Source organism: Dehalococcoidales bacterium (assembly GCA_035529395.1).
In the GTDB taxonomy this organism is placed as follows: Bacteria; Chloroflexota; Dehalococcoidia; order Dehalococcoidales; family Fen-1064; genus DUES01.
Window position 1 is genome coordinate 13628 of record DATKWT010000136.1, and the last position, 16682, is coordinate 30309.

16 protein-coding genes are annotated in these 16682 nt (G+C 55.9%); 5 read left to right on the top strand and 11 right to left on the bottom strand.

Annotated elements, in window-relative coordinates; translation table 11 throughout:
• Nucleotides 1-9: 9 nt before the first annotated feature.
• The 7 genes from VMW13_08825 to VMW13_08855 form a co-directional block, all read right to left on the bottom strand.
• Entirely contained in the window at nt 10-2043 is a 2034-nt protein-coding gene (locus tag VMW13_08825; protein ID HUV44917.1) for an alpha/beta fold hydrolase, read from the bottom strand.
• Between the two features lie 274 nt (nt 2044-2317).
• The gene (locus VMW13_08830) at nt 2318-2557 is read right to left on the bottom strand and encodes a hypothetical protein (protein ID HUV44918.1); all 240 of its coding nucleotides are present in this window, start codon (nt 2555-2557) and stop codon (nt 2318-2320) included.
• Nucleotides 2558-2841: 284 nt separating this feature from the next.
• Nucleotides 2842-4296, bottom strand: coding sequence for a DUF2779 domain-containing protein (locus tag VMW13_08835; GenBank protein ID HUV44919.1), 1455 nt, complete (start codon nt 4294-4296; stop codon nt 2842-2844).
• A 42-nt stretch (nt 4297-4338) separates the two neighbouring features.
• Nucleotides 4339-4908 carry a nitroreductase family protein gene (locus VMW13_08840; protein ID HUV44920.1) on the bottom strand — a complete coding sequence of 190 codons (570 nt, stop codon included), beginning with the start codon at nt 4906-4908 and terminating at the stop codon, nt 4339-4341.
• Nucleotides 4909-4941: 33 nt separating this feature from the next.
• Complete coding sequence (gene amrB, locus VMW13_08845; protein HUV44921.1) at nt 4942-6255, bottom strand: AmmeMemoRadiSam system protein B; 1314 nt, start codon at nt 6253-6255, stop codon at nt 4942-4944.
• The gene (gene amrS / locus VMW13_08850; GenBank protein ID HUV44922.1) at nt 6248-7291 is read right to left on the bottom strand and encodes an AmmeMemoRadiSam system radical SAM enzyme; all 1044 of its coding nucleotides are present in this window, start codon (nt 7289-7291) and stop codon (nt 6248-6250) included. The genes amrB and amrS overlap by 8 nt, the downstream gene beginning before the upstream one ends.
• A gap of 127 nt (nt 7292-7418) precedes the next feature.
• Entirely contained in the window at nt 7419-7703 is a 285-nt protein-coding gene (locus VMW13_08855) for a hypothetical protein (GenBank protein ID HUV44923.1), read from the bottom strand.
• 739 nt (nt 7704-8442) lie between these two features.
• Between VMW13_08855 and VMW13_08860 the strand changes: the two genes are divergently transcribed.
• The 5 genes from VMW13_08860 to panC are packed head-to-tail and all read left to right on the top strand — an operon-like array spanning nt 8443 to nt 12105.
• Nucleotides 8443-9381: a DUF2520 domain-containing protein gene (locus tag VMW13_08860; protein ID HUV44924.1), complete on the top strand. Its 939-nt coding sequence runs from the start codon at nt 8443-8445 to the stop codon at nt 9379-9381.
• A gap of 29 nt (nt 9382-9410) precedes the next feature.
• Nucleotides 9411-9851: a hypothetical protein gene (locus tag VMW13_08865; protein ID HUV44925.1), complete on the top strand. Its 441-nt coding sequence runs from the start codon at nt 9411-9413 to the stop codon at nt 9849-9851.
• 58 nt (nt 9852-9909) lie between these two features.
• Nucleotides 9910-10281 (top strand): aspartate 1-decarboxylase, encoded by a 372-nt coding sequence (gene panD, locus VMW13_08870; protein HUV44926.1) that lies wholly within the window; start codon nt 9910-9912, stop codon nt 10279-10281.
• Nucleotides 10282-10292: 11 nt separating this feature from the next.
• Nucleotides 10293-11126 carry a 3-methyl-2-oxobutanoate hydroxymethyltransferase gene (gene panB / locus VMW13_08875; protein HUV44927.1) on the top strand — a complete coding sequence of 278 codons (834 nt, stop codon included), beginning with the start codon at nt 10293-10295 and terminating at the stop codon, nt 11124-11126.
• Between the two features lie 49 nt (nt 11127-11175).
• Nucleotides 11176-12105 carry a pantoate--beta-alanine ligase gene (gene panC, locus VMW13_08880; protein ID HUV44928.1) on the top strand — a complete coding sequence of 310 codons (930 nt, stop codon included), beginning with the start codon at nt 11176-11178 and terminating at the stop codon, nt 12103-12105.
• A 194-nt stretch (nt 12106-12299) separates the two neighbouring features.
• Here the strand turns inward: panC and miaA are convergent, their stop codons facing one another.
• From miaA to VMW13_08900, 4 genes are all read right to left on the bottom strand, one after another.
• Entirely contained in the window at nt 12300-13259 is a 960-nt protein-coding gene (gene miaA / locus VMW13_08885) for a tRNA (adenosine(37)-N6)-dimethylallyltransferase MiaA (protein HUV44929.1), read from the bottom strand.
• A gap of 22 nt (nt 13260-13281) precedes the next feature.
• Nucleotides 13282-14076, bottom strand: coding sequence for a triose-phosphate isomerase (gene tpiA, locus VMW13_08890; protein HUV44930.1), 795 nt, complete (start codon nt 14074-14076; stop codon nt 13282-13284).
• A gap of 77 nt (nt 14077-14153) precedes the next feature.
• A complete protein-coding gene (locus VMW13_08895) occupies nt 14154-15371 on the bottom strand; it encodes a 2,3-bisphosphoglycerate-independent phosphoglycerate mutase (protein ID HUV44931.1) in 1218 nt (405 codons plus the stop codon).
• A 47-nt stretch (nt 15372-15418) separates the two neighbouring features.
• Nucleotides 15419-16615, bottom strand: coding sequence for a phosphoglycerate kinase (locus tag VMW13_08900; GenBank protein ID HUV44932.1), 1197 nt, complete (start codon nt 16613-16615; stop codon nt 15419-15421).
• Nucleotides 16616-16682 lie beyond the last annotated feature (67 nt).

Below are 16682 nucleotides of genomic sequence, written 5' to 3' on the forward strand. Positions count from 1 at the left end.
ACAGACCCTTCAGTTCTCCTCTGGAACGTCTGCGGTGAATCTAGCAGTAAAGAAGGCGATCACTTCTCCGACCATCTCGTCTTCATGTGCGCTCCAGAAATGGTCTGCCCCCGGTACGACATGGTACTCGGTGGGGTGACGAGCCGCCTTGAGATACTGCTGGAAATGGTCCATCTGGATTACCGAGTCGATACCACCCACGATAATCAGCTTTGGCCTGGTGAGTTTCTCCAGTTCTACCCACCCGCTGTCAGTCAGTGCCGGTGACACCAGGACAAGACAGGCGACACGCTCCTCCTCAAGTGCAACCGGTAGAGCAACACCACCACCGAAGGAGTACCCGGCCAGCCCGATTCTCTCCTGGTCCACATCGGCTGCGCTGGAGAGAAACTCCAGGGCTGCCCGGACATCTTCCCTCTCATTGACTCCACCACCGAACTGACCGCCACTGTTACCCACTCCACGGAAGTTGAAACGGAGGGCGGCTATCCCCTGCTGGCTCAATGCTTCACAGATGGTAACGACCACGTTATTGTACATGTTACCACCATAGAGCGAGTGTGGATGGCAGACCACTACCGCAGGGGACAGGGCCTGTCGTCCGGACAGGCTCTCCCTTTCAGGCAAGTGCCATTCGCCTTCAAGAGTGATTTCTCCACAGGGAAACTCCACATGGATGGACTTCACTTTCTCACCCCTTTCGCCTTCCTGCTCCTGCTCTTTCACCTCAGCCCACCACTCCTTGAGTCGGGCAGCCACCTCTTGCTCATAGCCCTGGTCACCAGGGGTGTAGAAGCGCTTTCCCTGAAGCGAGTCCGGCAGATTCTGTTGTTTAACGAAGTGCTCCGGGTGGTCATGGGCATACTTGTATCCCTTACCGTAGCCGACCTCCCTCATCAGCGACGTCACCGCGTTCCGCAGGTGAAGCGGCACAGGGTCGTTGGGTCCCTGCTGAATCTGCGCCTGTACGGCACCGTAAGCCCGATAGAGAGAGTTGCTCTTGGGGGCAGTAGCCAGGTAGACTACCGCCTCAGCAAGGGCAAGACTACCTTCCGGCATACCGATGAAGTGCACTGCCTGCTGGGCGGCCATGGCGACCACCAGCGCCTGCGGGTCTGCCATGCCAACATCCTCCGAGGCAAACCGTACCAGACGACGGGCAATGTATAGCGGTCCCTCTCCTCCTTCAAGCATCCTGCCCAGCCAGTAGAGAGAAGCATCCGGGTCGGAACCACGCATCGACTTATGCAGCGCCGAAATAATATCGTAGTGCTGTTCGCCGGACTTGTCGTAGACCAGTGCCCTCTGCTGCACGGCATCCTCAACCACCGGCAGAGTAATATGACGCCTCCCGTCAGCATCCGGAGGTGTCGTCATAACGGCCAGTTCCAGGGCATTGAGAGCAATTCGGGCGTCGTGGTCCGACATCATCACCAGGTGGAGCATGGCCTCGTCTTCAAGCTCGATGTCTATATGGCCTAGCCCATTTAGCCGGTCCTTCAATGCCCTAAGGATAATAATACGGATTTCGTCTTCGCTGAGAGGGTTGAGCGTCAGCAACTGGCACCGCGATAGCAGTGGCGCAATGACCTCGAATGAGGGGTTCTCAGTGGTAGCGCCTATCAGGGTGACGGTACCATCCTCCACGTAGGGCAGCACGGTATCCTGCTGCGCCTTATTGAAACGATGAATCTCATCGATGAACAGGATGGTCTTTCGCTGGTAGAGCTTGCGGCGCTCCCTGGCCTCTTCAATGATGCGGCGCAGGTCGGCAACACCGGCACTGACAGCACTCACCGAGCTGAAATGGGAATCGGTGGAGTTGGCAATGATACTGGCCAGGGTGGTCTTGCCACTGCCGGGCGGACCCCAGAGAATGATGGAGGGAATCCGGCCGGACTCGATAGCGGTTCTGAGCACGTGCCCCTTGCCTACCAGGTGCTCCTGCCCGACAAATACGTGGAGACTGGACGGCCTCATCCGGGCGGCGAGGGGTGCCTCCTTCTTCTTCTGCTCCTCAGACTTCTGCTCGAACATGTCCATGAAGGGCTTCCTTTAAGGGGAGAATAGGTTTCCTATTCCCTGGTAGGTATTCTTTGAACGTCTGGCTATCTTGCCAACAATTATTAGATTGTCCTTATCAAAAACAGCGTATATTATGCGCCAATTCCCCACACGGATTCTGTATATAGAAGCTCTTAGTTTCTTACTCCCGAAAGGTCCAGGGTCACCGCCAAGCTGTTGTAAGGCAGCTACTATACGTGCCAGGTCTTGAGCAGGAAGATTATCCAGCTCGCGCTGCGCACGGGAGGTTAACTTAAGTTGATACACGCGTATTCCTCTGGCGCAGATATTCCTCCAAATCTATTGCCAACTCAGGGTGAGCACGGTACTTAGCCAATTCCTCTTCCATGTCCTGAATATCAGCAATATCTTCACCGTATACGGTATCAATAGCTCGCCGGATTAGCTCGGCGAGAGAGGTATCTGCCTCAAAAGCGAGCCTTCTGAGCCATTGGTGGGTTGCTTCAGGTAGATAGACCATAGTTCTTTTCATTGGTGACTCCCTCAACAGTAATAGACACATATATATTATAGCATATATATGCCGTGGTGTTCAGTATGTCCATGATGGGTCTTACCTCGTCACCGCAGAGCGATAAGTTACTACCATCTACACCTTCTTCATCCCCTCTCTTTCATCCTCTATCTGTCATTGCGAGCCGAAGGCGAAGCAATCTCAAAGGTACTACCGTTATCTCCCTTTCTCACTGTCCAGATTGCGCCCACTGAAGTCAGCGAGGCGTCGCTACACTCCTCGCAATGACGTAATGCTCAGGGTTATAGGGGCTTCACCACGTCCGTCAGCTTCTCGTGGAGCTTCACCATGGCGAGGGTGTCCTGTTTGCAGTATTTAAGCAGATTCTGCTTGACCGTATCAACCTCATCCGGCTTCCAGTAGGTGCCCATAGCCAGGTAGGCAAAAGCTGCCGATGCGGAATCGCCCTCACCGATTTCCATACCCTTATACGACATTCCCGAAACAAGTGCCGGCAAGGTGGCCTTTATCGAGGTGCTGCCGTGAAAGTCGGGGTGATAGTAGTTCCGCCTGATTATGGCTTCCAGGTCCACGATGCGCTCTCGCAGGGCACCCAGTGCATCCGACAGGTCAGGGAACAACTGCGCCAGGCCGTTAATGACCGCATTCTCAAAGCTGGAATAGGCGATGATGCTGCCCTGCTCCCCCAGGTCTCGGAGCAGACGCTCAGCAAGCTCCCGGCGGCAGTCTCCGGCAGGGTCCGCCAGGTACTCACGGTGCTCAATAACCCTGCCGACATCAGAACACACGTGTACAGAGTATTGTGTTGGGATCTGAGTATACGGAGCAATATCGGGATACAGTGGTATCGCCGTCATCATCGTTTCAAAATCCAGGTAGTACGCCGGCCACTCGATGGTCTCCAACTCCGTTCTTAACTCTTCACCAACGTACGACTCACCACGTTGAACGCAGTCCTTTACGTGGGTCTGGTTCTCCGTCAGGTCAAACCAGTTGGGGATGTCCTCGATACGTACAATACCATGCGCCACCAGTTCGCCAAACCTGGTCTGACTCAGCCTCGGAAGGTCGAAGATATGGTTCTTTATCCCTCTACCCACACAGATACGGAAGAGGTCACAGTGACGACATTCCATGATGAGTTGCGGTTCCGGTTTCTCCTCTGCCCTGGTTATCTCCTCGATTTCCCGCCGGATGGTTTCAAGCTCCTCGACGCGTGCAAGGACTTCGTCAGTGTGGTCTATTCGCGTGAAGAGCGCATCATCCGCCATTCCCAGGCGGAAATCGCGGGACACCAGAAACAAGGAGACCCCGCCTATTTTCAGCCCACAGAAATCCGCCACCATGTAGGTATGGGCCATGTCGTCAATATATTCCATCCTGTCATTTGTGCCGGACTTCACCTCTATCAGGTGCCAGCCTTCGGCTTCCTGTTCCAGTACATCTGCCCTGGTGACAAAGCCGTCCGCCAGGAAGGCACCCTCAAAAATGGCTGGAACCGACGAGTGGAGAGCGTCGGTAGTCTTCCTGGCAGCAGAAGACAGGTTTACATCCGCTACCATCAGGCCGTCCGGATAGAGCGTCCTGGCCCTCCGGCCTATCTCCCGGCCCTGCGCAAACCGGAACCTGTCTCCCAGGGTCAGGCGCGGCTTCGGCGCTTCTCCGGTACGCAGCATCCATCCCAGCACGGGACATGTCAGCGCATTCAGGAACACATTCTTTGATACGTTTCTCATGGTCTCAGTACATCCACCATCCGGCGCAGCGTTCTGAAAACGTTAGCCCACAATTATATCGTCCAGCCGCCGCTTGGGTACATGGTGCACCTGGTCTTCATCGCGCCAGTAGCGGGCATCGCCGCCCGGCTCCAGGGTCTCCATTACTACACGCTCCTTGGGTTTGCCCAGGGCCAGCACAAGGAGAATCTCGAATTGCTCCGGGATTTCCATAAGCTTACGCAGTTCGTCACGTTTTACCGAAGCCAGCATACACCCGCCCAGACCTTTGTCCACGGCACCGAGGAGAATACTCTGCGCGGCTATACCGTGGTCGACGCCGGCGTTCTTACTTATCTCCGTGTCTCCCAGGATGATGATGTAGCCTGAGGGTCGTTCCCCCTCCGGCGGGCCGGACCAGTCCGGAAGTGCCGCCGCCCATGCCAGAGTGGAGAACACCCGGGCATTTCTCTCCGGAGTGCAGGAAAGGACGTATTTCAGGGGCTGCCGGTTGGCTCCTGATGCAGAGCACCTCGCCAGGTCGACCAGCTCCTTCAGTGTCTCCTGCTCAATGGGGACATCCTGATAGAAACGCCTGTAGCTCCGGTTCTTCATTACCAGGTCTCTTATCATATCAACGTCCTTCCTTATTATTATTAGTGAGAATTACTTGTACCTCTTCACCTCAAAACGGTACAGATTGACCGCTTCTGCGGGGCCTATGCCCGCCTTCATGCGGCAAATCTCAATCTGCCTCTCCACGCTATCCACTCCTTCAAGGTCGGGTAGCAGCAGGCCCCGTCGCCAACCGGCCTCAACAATGGCCCCGTAACGTTTCGGGTCAAGCTGGTCGGCCCTGTCGATACCTTCCGGTGTCGTCAGAACATCAACGCTGTACTCAAGGCTGTCGAGTTCATCTATGCTGACCGGAAGGAAGCGCGGGTCCCTGGTGGCGGAACTGATGGCGTTGGTGACAACCTCTTCGGCGATATTGTTCTCCGCCGGTTCAAATGTCCCGATACAGCCACGCAGTTCGTGGTGCATGTGAAGGGACACAAAGACACCGGCCTTCTGCTCCATATCCTGCGTCAGGTTCTCCGGTCGGAGCCTCTTTCCTTCACGGACATACGTCTCGACGGTCTGTTTGGCCAGTCGCACCAGTGGCGACATTCCGCCGGCTTTGATAATTATCCCGGCGTATCCAACGACGGCTGAGTAGTCCCCGGTGGTGTCGCCGCTTGTCTGGTATCTGACCAGTTCCGTATCTCCGGCACCCAGTTCTTTAGCAGCGGCAATCATGGTGGCCGCCGGTGCGTAAGCACACATCGATATGTTCAGTTCCCGCACCCGCTTCAGCAGTTTCTCTTCGTCCAGCTCCAGTATCGCCTCTATCCCCTCCCTGTCCTTCCGCTCTGCCGATTGCTGCGGTTCGTAGTGGGTCATGTCACCGGAGGCTATTATAACCACGCCCCTTTCCAGCTCTTTGACTGCCCCGGCCAGGGCCTGCCCGATTTCCCGGTACGTGTCAACATCAGCGGAAGCAAGAACGATAGGCACAATCCTGACATTCGGCTTGAAATACTGCAGGAAAGGCAACTGTACTTCAACAGCATGCTCCTGCAGGTGGGCCAGATAGTCCTCCTTCAAAATGCCGGACAGGTTCAGGACTTTTTTACCTAGCTCGGTATCGAGATCGACATCCCCCAGCGGAGTTCTCCATGTCCCCTCCGTCATGATGCTGAAAGGCTCCCCCATCCCGGTGTGACTCGGCCCCATGATAATAAAGGTATCCTTGAACCTGACCCGTGATATGGTTGCCCCGGCTACCGTTCCGGAGTACTCGTAACCGGCATGAGGCATCACCACACCGATAACGTCTTCTTTGTCCGCCCTCTCATCGACCATACCGCCGATAATCTTCCGCAGCCGGTCAGGGCTGCCGGGATAGAACCGTCCCGCGACCACCGGTTCCCTAATCATTATGTCCACCTCCTCTACCGGGCATCCTGAAGCCAAGCTCCGCCCCGCAGTATCCACACTTCGAGCCGTTCAAGGCTACCACATTGGTCTGGTAACCGGACCTGGCCACAACCAACTTTCCGCAGGAGTAGCATACCGTGTTCTCACTCTCGTGGCCGGGAACGTTTCCCAGGTAGACAAACCGTAGTCCGGCAGCCCGCCCGATATCACAGGCATGTTCCAGGGTTGCGATTGGTGTTGAAGGAAGTTCTGTCATCTGGTACTGGGGGTGGAATCTGGTCACATGCCACGGCGTCAGTTCACCCAGGCTATCATATATCCACCGGGCGATACCCTGAAGCTGCTCGTCATCGTCATTCAACGTGGGTATGATATTGGTGATAACCTCAACGTGCATGTTCCACTTTGTTTTAGCCCGCTCGGCGACCTCCAGTATCTCCCGCCAGTGGGTTATCCTGGCCAGTCGGTGGTAGACGGAGTCGGTGAAGCCCTTGACATCCACTCGCCAGGCGTCCAGATACGGCCCGATGATGTCCAGCGCTTCCGGTGTAAGGTAGCCATTGGTCACGTAGACCGTATACAGGCCCTTTTCTTTAGCCAGCCGGGCCCCGTCAAGGGTGTACTCGAACCAGATACTCGGTTCGTTGTAAGTCCAGGTAATACCCTGGCATTTACTACGCTCGGTTAGCTCTATTAGTTGCTCCGGCAGGATTTCCCGCGCGCCGTATGTTTGGTTATGGTCACGGACGGAAGAAATCTGCCAGTTCTGGCAGCCCCGGCACTGGAAATTACACCCCCAGCCGCCTACCGAGAAAGCAAGGGTACCGGGGAAGAAGTGAAACAGGGGTTTCTTCTCGATCGGGTCGGCAGCCATGGAAGAGACCCGGGCGTAACTGAGATTCTGCAGGGTGCCGTCCACGTTCTGGTACATCCGGCAGACCCCGAACTTACCCGGGTTAATGCTGCAGCGCCACTGGCAGGTACCGCACTTCACCCTGGAACCCGGAAGCTTCTCAAAGAGCATCGCCTCTGGCATTCCTACCTCCAGCCACCGACTCGGCACAATTATACCACTAGAATGTTGCTAATAATACTCCGCACGGGCCCACCTTTGGGAGCGCGCACAACGCTGCAATCCGAGACGCAGCGTCGGCTCGATTCGATCATGGTCGCCAACTGTCATGTGGATGAGGCTCAAAGCGGAATATACCGTTGTTCAGTTCCCTGTCAGCATCCCTGAGTTCTTCGATCAGATTCTTCCTGGCCTCGGCCATGAAGGGGTTCAGGAGTTGTGTCTCGCGATACGTAACCGGAGAGTTGCACTTGAGGTGCTCAATCAGCTGCAGCAGGAATGAACCAGCCCGTGATTCTCCCAACAGGATACGCTGCGCGGGTTCCAGGGCCAGTTCGAGAGCGATCCCCAAAGTGAGCGGTACCAACGACGGCACCACGCCTATCGTAATCCTCCGGGGTAACAGGCCAGAGTGTGTATCCCTGCTGGTTCAGGTACCCAGAGATTCGCTTGTCCGGCTCTCCGATAACGGGGATTTCCCCTTCGTGAAGTTCCGGGAGGCCGAATCGCTGTCTGCGGACTAACGACAATTCACTTTCTGCAGCGATTCTAGCAGTGCAGCAATCCATGACAACACAGTGCTCCCGCGAGGACTCATTGATCTGGTCGACCCATAACCGGATCACTTCAACAGGCACCGCCAAGAAAAGGAAGTCGGCCTCTGAAATGGCTCTGCCAGGGTCGTCTGCTGATGCAGCACCCGCAGTCCTGGCTTCCTCCTCCACATTCCTGGCTGAGAGAACCGCCACGTCGAAGCCACGCGAGAAGAGTTGGGCAGCACGTTTTCCCATCCGGCCAAAACCGATGATGCACATTTTCTCATTACCAGGCAACCGTACCACCCCCTTTCACACAATTACCCCTGAACTTGATGGACAGACATGACCTATTATAGTGCATGGCTCGCCAACAGATAAACTATTACGAATGCAAAAAGCATGCCTTTATAACCATAAATCTATTGACAAACAGATACCCCCCTTGTTAAAATCCAATTGCTGGGGGGATGCGGGCCATCGACAATGCGGTGAGTCCACTAATAAGAATCCCCGGTAATGTAGCTGGTCGCTTGGATCGGATACGACCGAGACGGCAGGAATATCGGTGATACACGAATGCCTTCTCTGGTTGTACCGGAGAGGGCATTTTTACTGGGAACGGAGCGGAGGAAGACAGCCATGCTGAAGCTGGGTTTCATCGGGGCGGGAACTGTGGGCACGGCACTGGCGAGAAGATTGAGCGAGAGGCAATATCCCGTTGTCGCTGTCTTCAGCCGCACCCCGGACTCCACAAACAGGCTTGCCCGGGCAGTAGACGGTTGTCAGGTAGTTGAGAGTGGTCAGGCGGTGGCTGACGTCGCTGAGCTTATCTTCATCACCACGCCCGATGATGCCGTCGGTCCGGTGGTAGCCGGAATAGAGTGGCATCCCGGCCAGAGCGTGGTCCACTGCAGCGGCGCTGACTCTGTGGACACGCTGGAGACGGCCAGGAAACAGGGTGCCGGTGTCGGTGCTTTTCACCCCTTGCAGACCTTTGCCAGCGTGGAGCAGGCCATCAGTAATATAGCCGGTTCTACTTTTGCCCTCGAAGCTGGGGAACCCCTGCTGAGCACGCTCAAGGAACTGGCCCATGCCCTGGACGGACATCCCATAGAGCTAAGACCGGGAGCCAAAGTGCTCTATCACGCCGCCGCCGTTATTGCCTGCAACTACATGGTGACCCTGGTCAAGCTGGCTACCGACCTGTGGCAGACCTTCGACGTAGCACCGGATGAGGCTACACAGGCGCTGCTCCCACTGTTGCGGGGGACCATTGCCAATATCGACCGCGTAGGGATACCGCAGGGCCTGACCGGACCTATTGCCCGTGGCGATACCGGTACTATCAGGAAACACCTGGAGGCCCTGGAGAAAGCGGCTCCCGCCGTGCTTTCCACATACTGCGACCTCGGCCGCCAGACCGTTCCTATCGCCCTGGCTAAAGGTAAAATAGACAATAAACAAGCTGAAGAGCTACTGGCTCTTCTCAAGGACAATCCTTCGGGAAAAGATTAGAAGACCGGATGAAGGAGGCAAATAGAACATTGAAATACAGGACATTACTTCCCCTGGTTGTACTGTCAATTGTCGGAACGCTGCTGACAGGATGCGGTGGGACACCCAGTCCACCGGTGGGCAGCATAAAACACCTTCAGGAACTGACACAGGTTGGTCAGACTTTCGACCAGTTCCAGGAGTTAATGACAGACGCACTGAAGGACAGAATGACAATATATCCGGCGCAGGATATCGCGAAACAGGAGAGTGGCAACTGGACATTCAAGGCCAAGGAGGGTGGTAGCCCCGGGGACACCGATGCACCCTGCCTGGCCATCGTAATCGAGCCGGACCCCGGTGACAACATGTACTTCGCGGTCTTTCTCAAGGACAGACAGATTATTGCCGTGGAATGGTTCGATTATGCAGGGGCATTCGTAATAAATACGGTGCTTGGTAATCTGCTGGACCTGGGGGGAACTGAATAGTCTGACTGGCCGTTTTAGACCAGGCCGGTTCACACTATCCACAAGGAGTATAAGCCTGATGCGCTTCATGCTTAAGAGCAAGATTCACCGGGCCCGGGTAACCGGTGCCGACATCAACTACGAAGGCAGTATCACCATTGACCGCAAGCTCATGCAAGAGACGGATATCCTGCCTTATGAGCAGGTCCATGTGCTGGATATCAATAACGGTTCTCGCCTGGTAACCTACGCTATCGAGGGTGGTGAAGGTGAAATATGCCTTAATGGAGCAGCGGCCAGACTGGTCTCAATCGGAGACCTGGTTATCATCCTCTCCTACTGCCAGGTCAGTGATGAAGATATCCCGGACTTCGAGCCCAGGCTGGTTTTTGTTAATGCTGATAACGTCAGTATGTCAGTTGGACGCCTCGCCGAGACTGCGCCCGTCTAAGGAGGAGGACAATGCGTATAACAATCAATGACATCAGGGAACTGAAGGAAAAGGGTGAGATAATCACCATGGTCACGGCCTACGACTACTCGACCGCCAAGATTGTAGACCAGGTGGGAATACCACTCATCCTGGTAGGAGACAGTCTTGGCATGGTGGTGCTGGGCTACGAGTCTACCATCCCGGTGACGCTGGACGTTATGCTGCATCACACCAAGGCGGTAGTCAGGGGCACCGAGCGGGCACTGGTGGTTGGTGACATGCCCTTCATGACCTATCACACCAGCCCCGAGGACGCAATGAGGAATGCGGCACGCTTCATACAGGAGGCTGGTGCCCAGGCAGTCAAGCTGGAAGGTGGAGTTACCGTCGCCGATAAAGTGAAGCGCATCGTGGAGTGCGGTATCCCGGTGATGGGCCACATCGGGCTTACGCCACAGTCCATCAATCAGTTCGGCGGGCACAAGGCCCAGGGGAAGACCCCGGAAGCCGCGGTAAAGATACTCGAAGACGCCAGGGCCCTTGAAGAAGCCGGTGCATTTGCCGTGGTACTGGAGACAGTCCCGGCCCAGCTGGCAAGCCTGATAACGGAGAAAATCAGCATCCCTACCATCGGCATCGGCGCCGGGCCTGGCTGCAGTGGCCAGGTGCAGGTCATCAACGACCTGCTGGGTTCGTACACGGACTTCGTCCCGCGGCACGCCAAGCAGTATGCCAAGCTGGCTGATATAATCTCCGGTGCGCTCACCGAATATTACAACGAGGTGCGCGCCGGCACTTTTCCCACGAAAAAGCACGGCTCCTCCATAGACGAAAGTGTACTGGCAGAGCTCAAGGCAAAGTAGGAAGACCAATCGGTATCCTTTGACCAAAGGCCTTAACCGGAGGGTGGTTATGAGCATCGTACAGGGGAAACAGACTGGTGCGTCGACACTATGGTCTGGTCACGCTTCCAGAGATAATAGCGAGAAGAAGGGTCCTGACATGAAGGTCATCGAGACGGTGGACGAAATGAGAAGGTTACGCCGTACCCTGGCCGAGCCAGTCGGCTTTGTACCGACCATGGGCTATCTTCACGAAGGTCACCTTTCCCTGGTGAAACGGGCCCGTGAGGTCAATGCAACCGTTGTGGTCAGCATATTCGTGAATCCCACCCAGTTCGGTCCCTGCGAAGACCTTGAAGATTACCCGCGTGACATCCAGCGTGACCTGGCAATGCTGGAGGAACTGGATACGGATGTTGTCTTCATGCCGTCGCCGGACGAGGTCTACCCACCGCAGTTCAACACATGGGTAGAGGTTACCAGGCTGACGGAACGACTCGAAGGAGCCGCCCGACCGACCCACTTCCGGGGTGTCACCACCGTAGTCGCCAAGCTGTTCAACATCGTACAGCCAACCCGTGCCTACTTCGGGCAGAAGGACGCCCAGCAGGCTATCGTTATCCAGAAAATGGCAACTGACCTCAATATGGACCTTGATGTCATTGTCTGCCCTACAATCCGGGAACACGATGGCCTGGCAATGAGCAGTCGGAATATTTATCTCACCCCGGAACAGCGCCGGTCGGCGGTAGTACTATCGCAATCGCTCAAGCTGGCCGAGCGACTATGGGCAGACGGCGATCGTAATGCCGAGCGTATCCGCGGCGAGATGCGGCAACTAATTGAGCAGCAGCCGGAGGGGCAGATCGACTACCTCAGTGTAGCTGACACACTGACACTTGAAGAACTGGACACAATCACATCTACAGCCCTGGTGTCACTGGCGGTCAGATTCGGCAAGACCCGGCTGCTTGACAACGTGGTGCTGAGACCCGACTAGTGCCCAGTTACCGAAATACCAGCTAGTATGTTCCATGGGGTGAGACCCTTAGGCTTCGGCCTGCTGGCTTTGCCAGCAGATAATCTCAGGGTGACACGCCGTTGATATGTCATTCTTGAGCGAAGCGAAGAATCTAAATGTTGCGCGTATTTCTGCAACTGAGTACTATTGTAATGGTATCCTGTCCCTAATATTCAGCCAGTACCAATGAATTTGCTGACCAGTCCCCGAATCTCTGCCTCCGGCTCTATCTTCACATCAAACCAGTGGATGTGTTCATCCTTCAGTCGGAACCAGCTATACTGGTGGCGTACCAGCCGGTGCGTCTCAGTCTTCATTTGCTGAACAGCCTCGGTTAGACTCAGTTCACCACGCAGGTACATGGTAATCTGCCGGTAGCCGATACCGGAGACGACCGGAGGAGCGGAGCCGTAGCCCATTTCTACCAGCTTCTTCACCTCATCAACCAGTCCTCGCTCAATCATGGTGTCAACCCTGGAATCAATCCGACGATACAATTCACCTCTATCTGTGGTCAGACCGATGATGAGCGTCTCATAAGACGGCACCTGTTTACCACGTAGCTCCGATATAGGTGCCGAGGTACTGCGACTGACTTCGAGCGCCCTGATAACACGGCGGACGTTGCGCGGGTCAATCCTGTGAGCAGCCACAGGGTCAATCCTGACCAGTTCCTCGTACAGGCGGTGACCACCTGATTCGGCAGCCCGCTTTTCCATTTCCTGACGGAACCCGGCATCCGGCGGGACACGCGGAATTCGCCAGCCTTCCACTACTGCCCGGACATAGAGACCGCTCCCACCGACGAGAAATGGCAATTGTCCGCGCCGGTGAATATTATCGATTGCTTCGCAGGCAATTTGCTGGTACCGGGCAAGGCTGAAATCCTCGTCGGGATTGATTATGTCAAGAACATGATGCCGCACCAGGGATTGCTCTTCCGGGCTGGGCCTGGCGGTGCCGATATCCATGTACCGGTATACCTGGCGGCTATCGGCACTGACTATCTCCCCGCTGAACTCCCCGGCCAGTTCGAGTCCCAGTCGGCTCTTGCCGACTCCGGTGGGGCCGACTATGACTACGAGACGCATCATTCTCTGTCCCGGCAATACGTCACCGCTCGCCTGATACATACTCCTGCCGGTTGCCTGCCGACTACCAGGGTATGAGGTCTTTGGTTGGCGGGTTGTTGGGGAAGAATATCTCTTCCGTCTGCCGGATAATGCTGGTGAACTGGTCCGCTTTCAGACTGGCCCCACCAACCAGGGCACCATCGATTTCAGACTGCTCCATGAACTCGGCGATGTTGTCTGCAGTAACGCTGCCACCGTAGAGAACGCGGGCGTCATCGGCCATCTGCTGACCGTACAACTCGGCCAGCGTACTCCGGATAATCCGGACAGTATCATTGACCTGCTTACCATGGGCTGCCCTGCCCGTCCCTATCGCCCAGATAGGTTCGTAAGCGACAACCAGTTCGCCGGAGCAGTCCAGTCCGGCCAGCGCAGACCTCAGTTGTCCGGTAACGATATCATTGGTCTTGCCAGCCTCGTTCTCCTCCAGTTTCTCTCCAACGCACAGAATGGGCTTCAGACCGGCCTTCAATGCCGTACCCATCTTCTTGTTCACAACATCATCCGAATCACCAAAGTACTGCCGGCGCTCCGAGTGCCCGATGATGACATGCTCACAGAGGCCGACCAGCATCATTGGAGAGATTTCGCCGGTATAGGCCCCTTTTTCCTCGAAGTATATATTCTGCGCACCCAGCTTAATCGAAGTCCCCTTGAGCGCCTCCTTCACAGGCACCAGAGAGATAAACGGCGGGCAGACCACCACCTCTACGTCATACGCCCCACTGAGCCCCTTGCGTACCTGATTGACCAGTTCGACGCCCTCGCTCACCGTGGTATTCATCTTCCAGTTGCCGGCAATCATCGGCAAGCGCATTCTGTCACCCCCGAATAAGTTTACTGTCCCGGTCAGTTACACATAACGTCAGGCAATTACTGACAGGGAAAATACCTTCATGCCCCGAACTTGGCCAGCTTGAGAGCGTGGGCCATCGCCAGGGGCATTGTCTGTGTGGCCGGAAACCTCCCCAGCCCACCAACTACACAGGCCGACTCCGAGAACTCGGTGGCACGGTCCGGTCGACACCACGGTGAGTACAGGAGCACCGGTACCGGATGCCAGCTATGCGCTTTCAGCAGGGCCGGTGTCGAGTGGTCTCCGGTGACCACTATCACTTCCGGTTGCAGACCGGTCAACTCAGGTAGAGCCTCATCGACTTGCTCGATGACCTTCACCTTCCGGTCGAAATCGCCATCTTCTCCGGCGGAATCGGTGGCCTTCACGTGGAGAAAGAAGAAGTCATAGGCAGCATATCTCTGCTTCAGGGTGCTGAACTCGTCCTCAATCGTAGGCCCGGTATCGAGAACGTCCATGCCCACCAGCCTGGCCAGCCCGCGATACATGGGATAAGCGGCAATCGCTGCCGGCTTCAACTTGTATATCTCGGTCATAGTCTCAAAGTGAGGTTTCTCAGAGAAACCGCGCATGAGGACCATATTGGCGGGATGATGACTGGCAAGGACTTCCCCTGCCCGAATGACAAACTGGCTGGCGACTGCCGCCATCTTCCCAGCTGCCGGTGATAGAGCGGTGATAGCCACCGGAGCAAGTCCCACCTGCTGAGGGTCGGATTCTGTCACCTGAGGAGTAAGACCCTCCCCACGAAATACGGCTATAAAGCGGTGCTCTCTCACCGGACGTACAATTACAGTCACACCCTCAACTGTCAGGCCATCCAGTTGTTGGCACAGCTCAGTACACTTCTCGGTGGATATGCGGCCGGCACGGCGGTCTGTAACCAGCCCGGAACTGTCCACGGTGCAGAAGTTCCCCCGGGCGGCCACATCCTGTGGTTGCAGGTCAAAGTCTATCCCCACCGCCTCAAGTACCCCACGCCCGATGTCGGCAGTAAGCGGGTCATAGCCGAACAGAGCCGTGTGACCCGGGGCACTGCCCGGGGTTATACCGCGACCAACCGGGTCTGCCAACCCACATACACCCCTGGCTGCCAATGCATCAAGATTCGGTGTCCGCGCTGTCTCCAGTTCTGTCCTGCCGGTCTCCGGTCGGGGCAACCCGCCGATACCGTCCACGACCAGCAGCACAATCTTGCCGGGCGAAGATCTGGAAAGTTGTTTCATCAACTCCAGACTATCAACTCTGGTGCCCACCTCACCCCCTTAGCCCCCTCTTTGATACGCGAATACCCCGTTGTAACTCAGGTTTCCTCCCTGTCACGCAGTGCCTCTACTCCCGGCAAGGGCTCACCTCCAAGGAGTCTCAGTGAAGCCCCGCCGCCGGTGGAAATAAAGGTCATCTTTCCAGCAAGTCCCATGTTTGTCGCTATTTCAGCAGTGGAGCCGCCGCCGAGGATTGTCGCCGCCTGGCTGCCAGCAATGAGCTTGGCCATGGCGCGCGTGCCTTCGGCGAACCGTGGTATCTCATAGACTCCCATTGGCCCGTTCCAGAATATGGTACGACACCTGCGTAGCTCCTCGTAGAAAGCCTTCGTTGTCTGCGGACCGATATCAGCAATCCGTTGTGTCTTACCGATGTTCTCAACCTGTACTGTCACTACACCAGACTCAGCATCAATGTCATCGGCAACAACCACGTCAATCGGCAACAGGAGATGCACTCCGCCATCGGACGCCTTTTGCATCAGGTTGTCTGCAGTCTCAAGCCGGTCTTCCTCGATGAGGGACTTGCCTACTTCATACCCCCTGGCCTTTAAGAAGGTAGCTGCCATGCCACCACCAATGAGCAAACAGTCTACTTTGGTCAGGATATTCTCCACCATACCAACCTTGTCGCTAACCTTGGCACCACCAAGAAGAGCGGCGAAGGGATGGGCAGGGTTCTCCAGTAGACCGCCGAGGGTGTTCAGCTCCTTCTCCAGAAGCATACCGGCAACCGCGGGCAGATGCTCGCTGATACGCACTATCGAGGTATGGCTACGGTGGGAGGTACCGAAGGCATCATTGACATACAGGTCGGCAAACCTTGCCAGGGCACGGGCGAAGATTGGACTGTCCCTTTCCTCGGAGGAATGGAAACGCAGGTTCTCCAGAAGGATGACATCCCCGCTCCTGAGAGTCTCTATCGATTTCTCCGTTTCCGCACCGATGCAGTTATTGGTTACTCCTACCTGCTTGCCAAGGAGCTGTGACAGCCGCTGGGCAACCACGGCAACCCGCAGTTTACTGTCTACCCTTCCCTCGGGTCGCCCCAGGTGAGTGGCCAGAATAACCCTGGCTCCCTGGTCAATGAGGTACTGAATAGTGGGAAGTGTTGCCCGGATACGGCTGTCGTCAGTAATCGCCCCGGTCTTATCATCCAGAGGCACGTTGAAGTCAACCCGAACCAGTACCCGCTTGTCCCTGACTTCAACATCTCTGACCGTCAGCTTGCTCATCTCTCACCCTGGACAGCAAAATCCCCGATGGTTGTTATCATGTGAACTGTGATTAAGTTGGCCCGAT

Bases quoted from the DNA above. Each gene is read 5' to 3' on its own strand.
- VMW13_08825 (HUV44917.1), bottom strand. From the start codon at position 2,043: ATGGACATGTTCGAGCAGAAGTCTGAGGAGCAGAAGAAGAAGGAGGCA.
- VMW13_08830 (HUV44918.1), bottom strand. From the start codon at position 2,557: ATGAAAAGAACTATGGTCTATCTACCTGAAGCAACCCACCAATGGCTC.
- VMW13_08835 (HUV44919.1), bottom strand. From the start codon at position 4,296: ATGAGAAACGTATCAAAGAATGTGTTCCTGAATGCGCTGACATGTCCC.
- VMW13_08840 (HUV44920.1), bottom strand. From the start codon at position 4,908: ATGATAAGAGACCTGGTAATGAAGAACCGGAGCTACAGGCGTTTCTAT.
- amrB (HUV44921.1), bottom strand. From the start codon at position 6,255: ATGATTAGGGAACCGGTGGTCGCGGGACGGTTCTATCCCGGCAGCCCT.
- amrS (HUV44922.1), bottom strand. From the start codon at position 7,291: ATGCCAGAGGCGATGCTCTTTGAGAAGCTTCCGGGTTCCAGGGTGAAG.
- VMW13_08860 (HUV44924.1), top strand. From the start codon at position 8,443: ATGCCTTCTCTGGTTGTACCGGAGAGGGCATTTTTACTGGGAACGGAG.
- panD (HUV44926.1), top strand. From the start codon at position 9,910: ATGCGCTTCATGCTTAAGAGCAAGATTCACCGGGCCCGGGTAACCGGT.
- panB (HUV44927.1), top strand. From the start codon at position 10,293: ATGCGTATAACAATCAATGACATCAGGGAACTGAAGGAAAAGGGTGAG.
- panC (HUV44928.1), top strand. From the start codon at position 11,176: ATGAGCATCGTACAGGGGAAACAGACTGGTGCGTCGACACTATGGTCT.
- miaA (HUV44929.1), bottom strand. From the start codon at position 13,259: ATGTATCAGGCGAGCGGTGACGTATTGCCGGGACAGAGAATGATGCGT.
- tpiA (HUV44930.1), bottom strand. From the start codon at position 14,076: ATGCGCTTGCCGATGATTGCCGGCAACTGGAAGATGAATACCACGGTG.
- VMW13_08900 (HUV44932.1), bottom strand. From the start codon at position 16,615: ATGAGCAAGCTGACGGTCAGAGATGTTGAAGTCAGGGACAAGCGGGTA.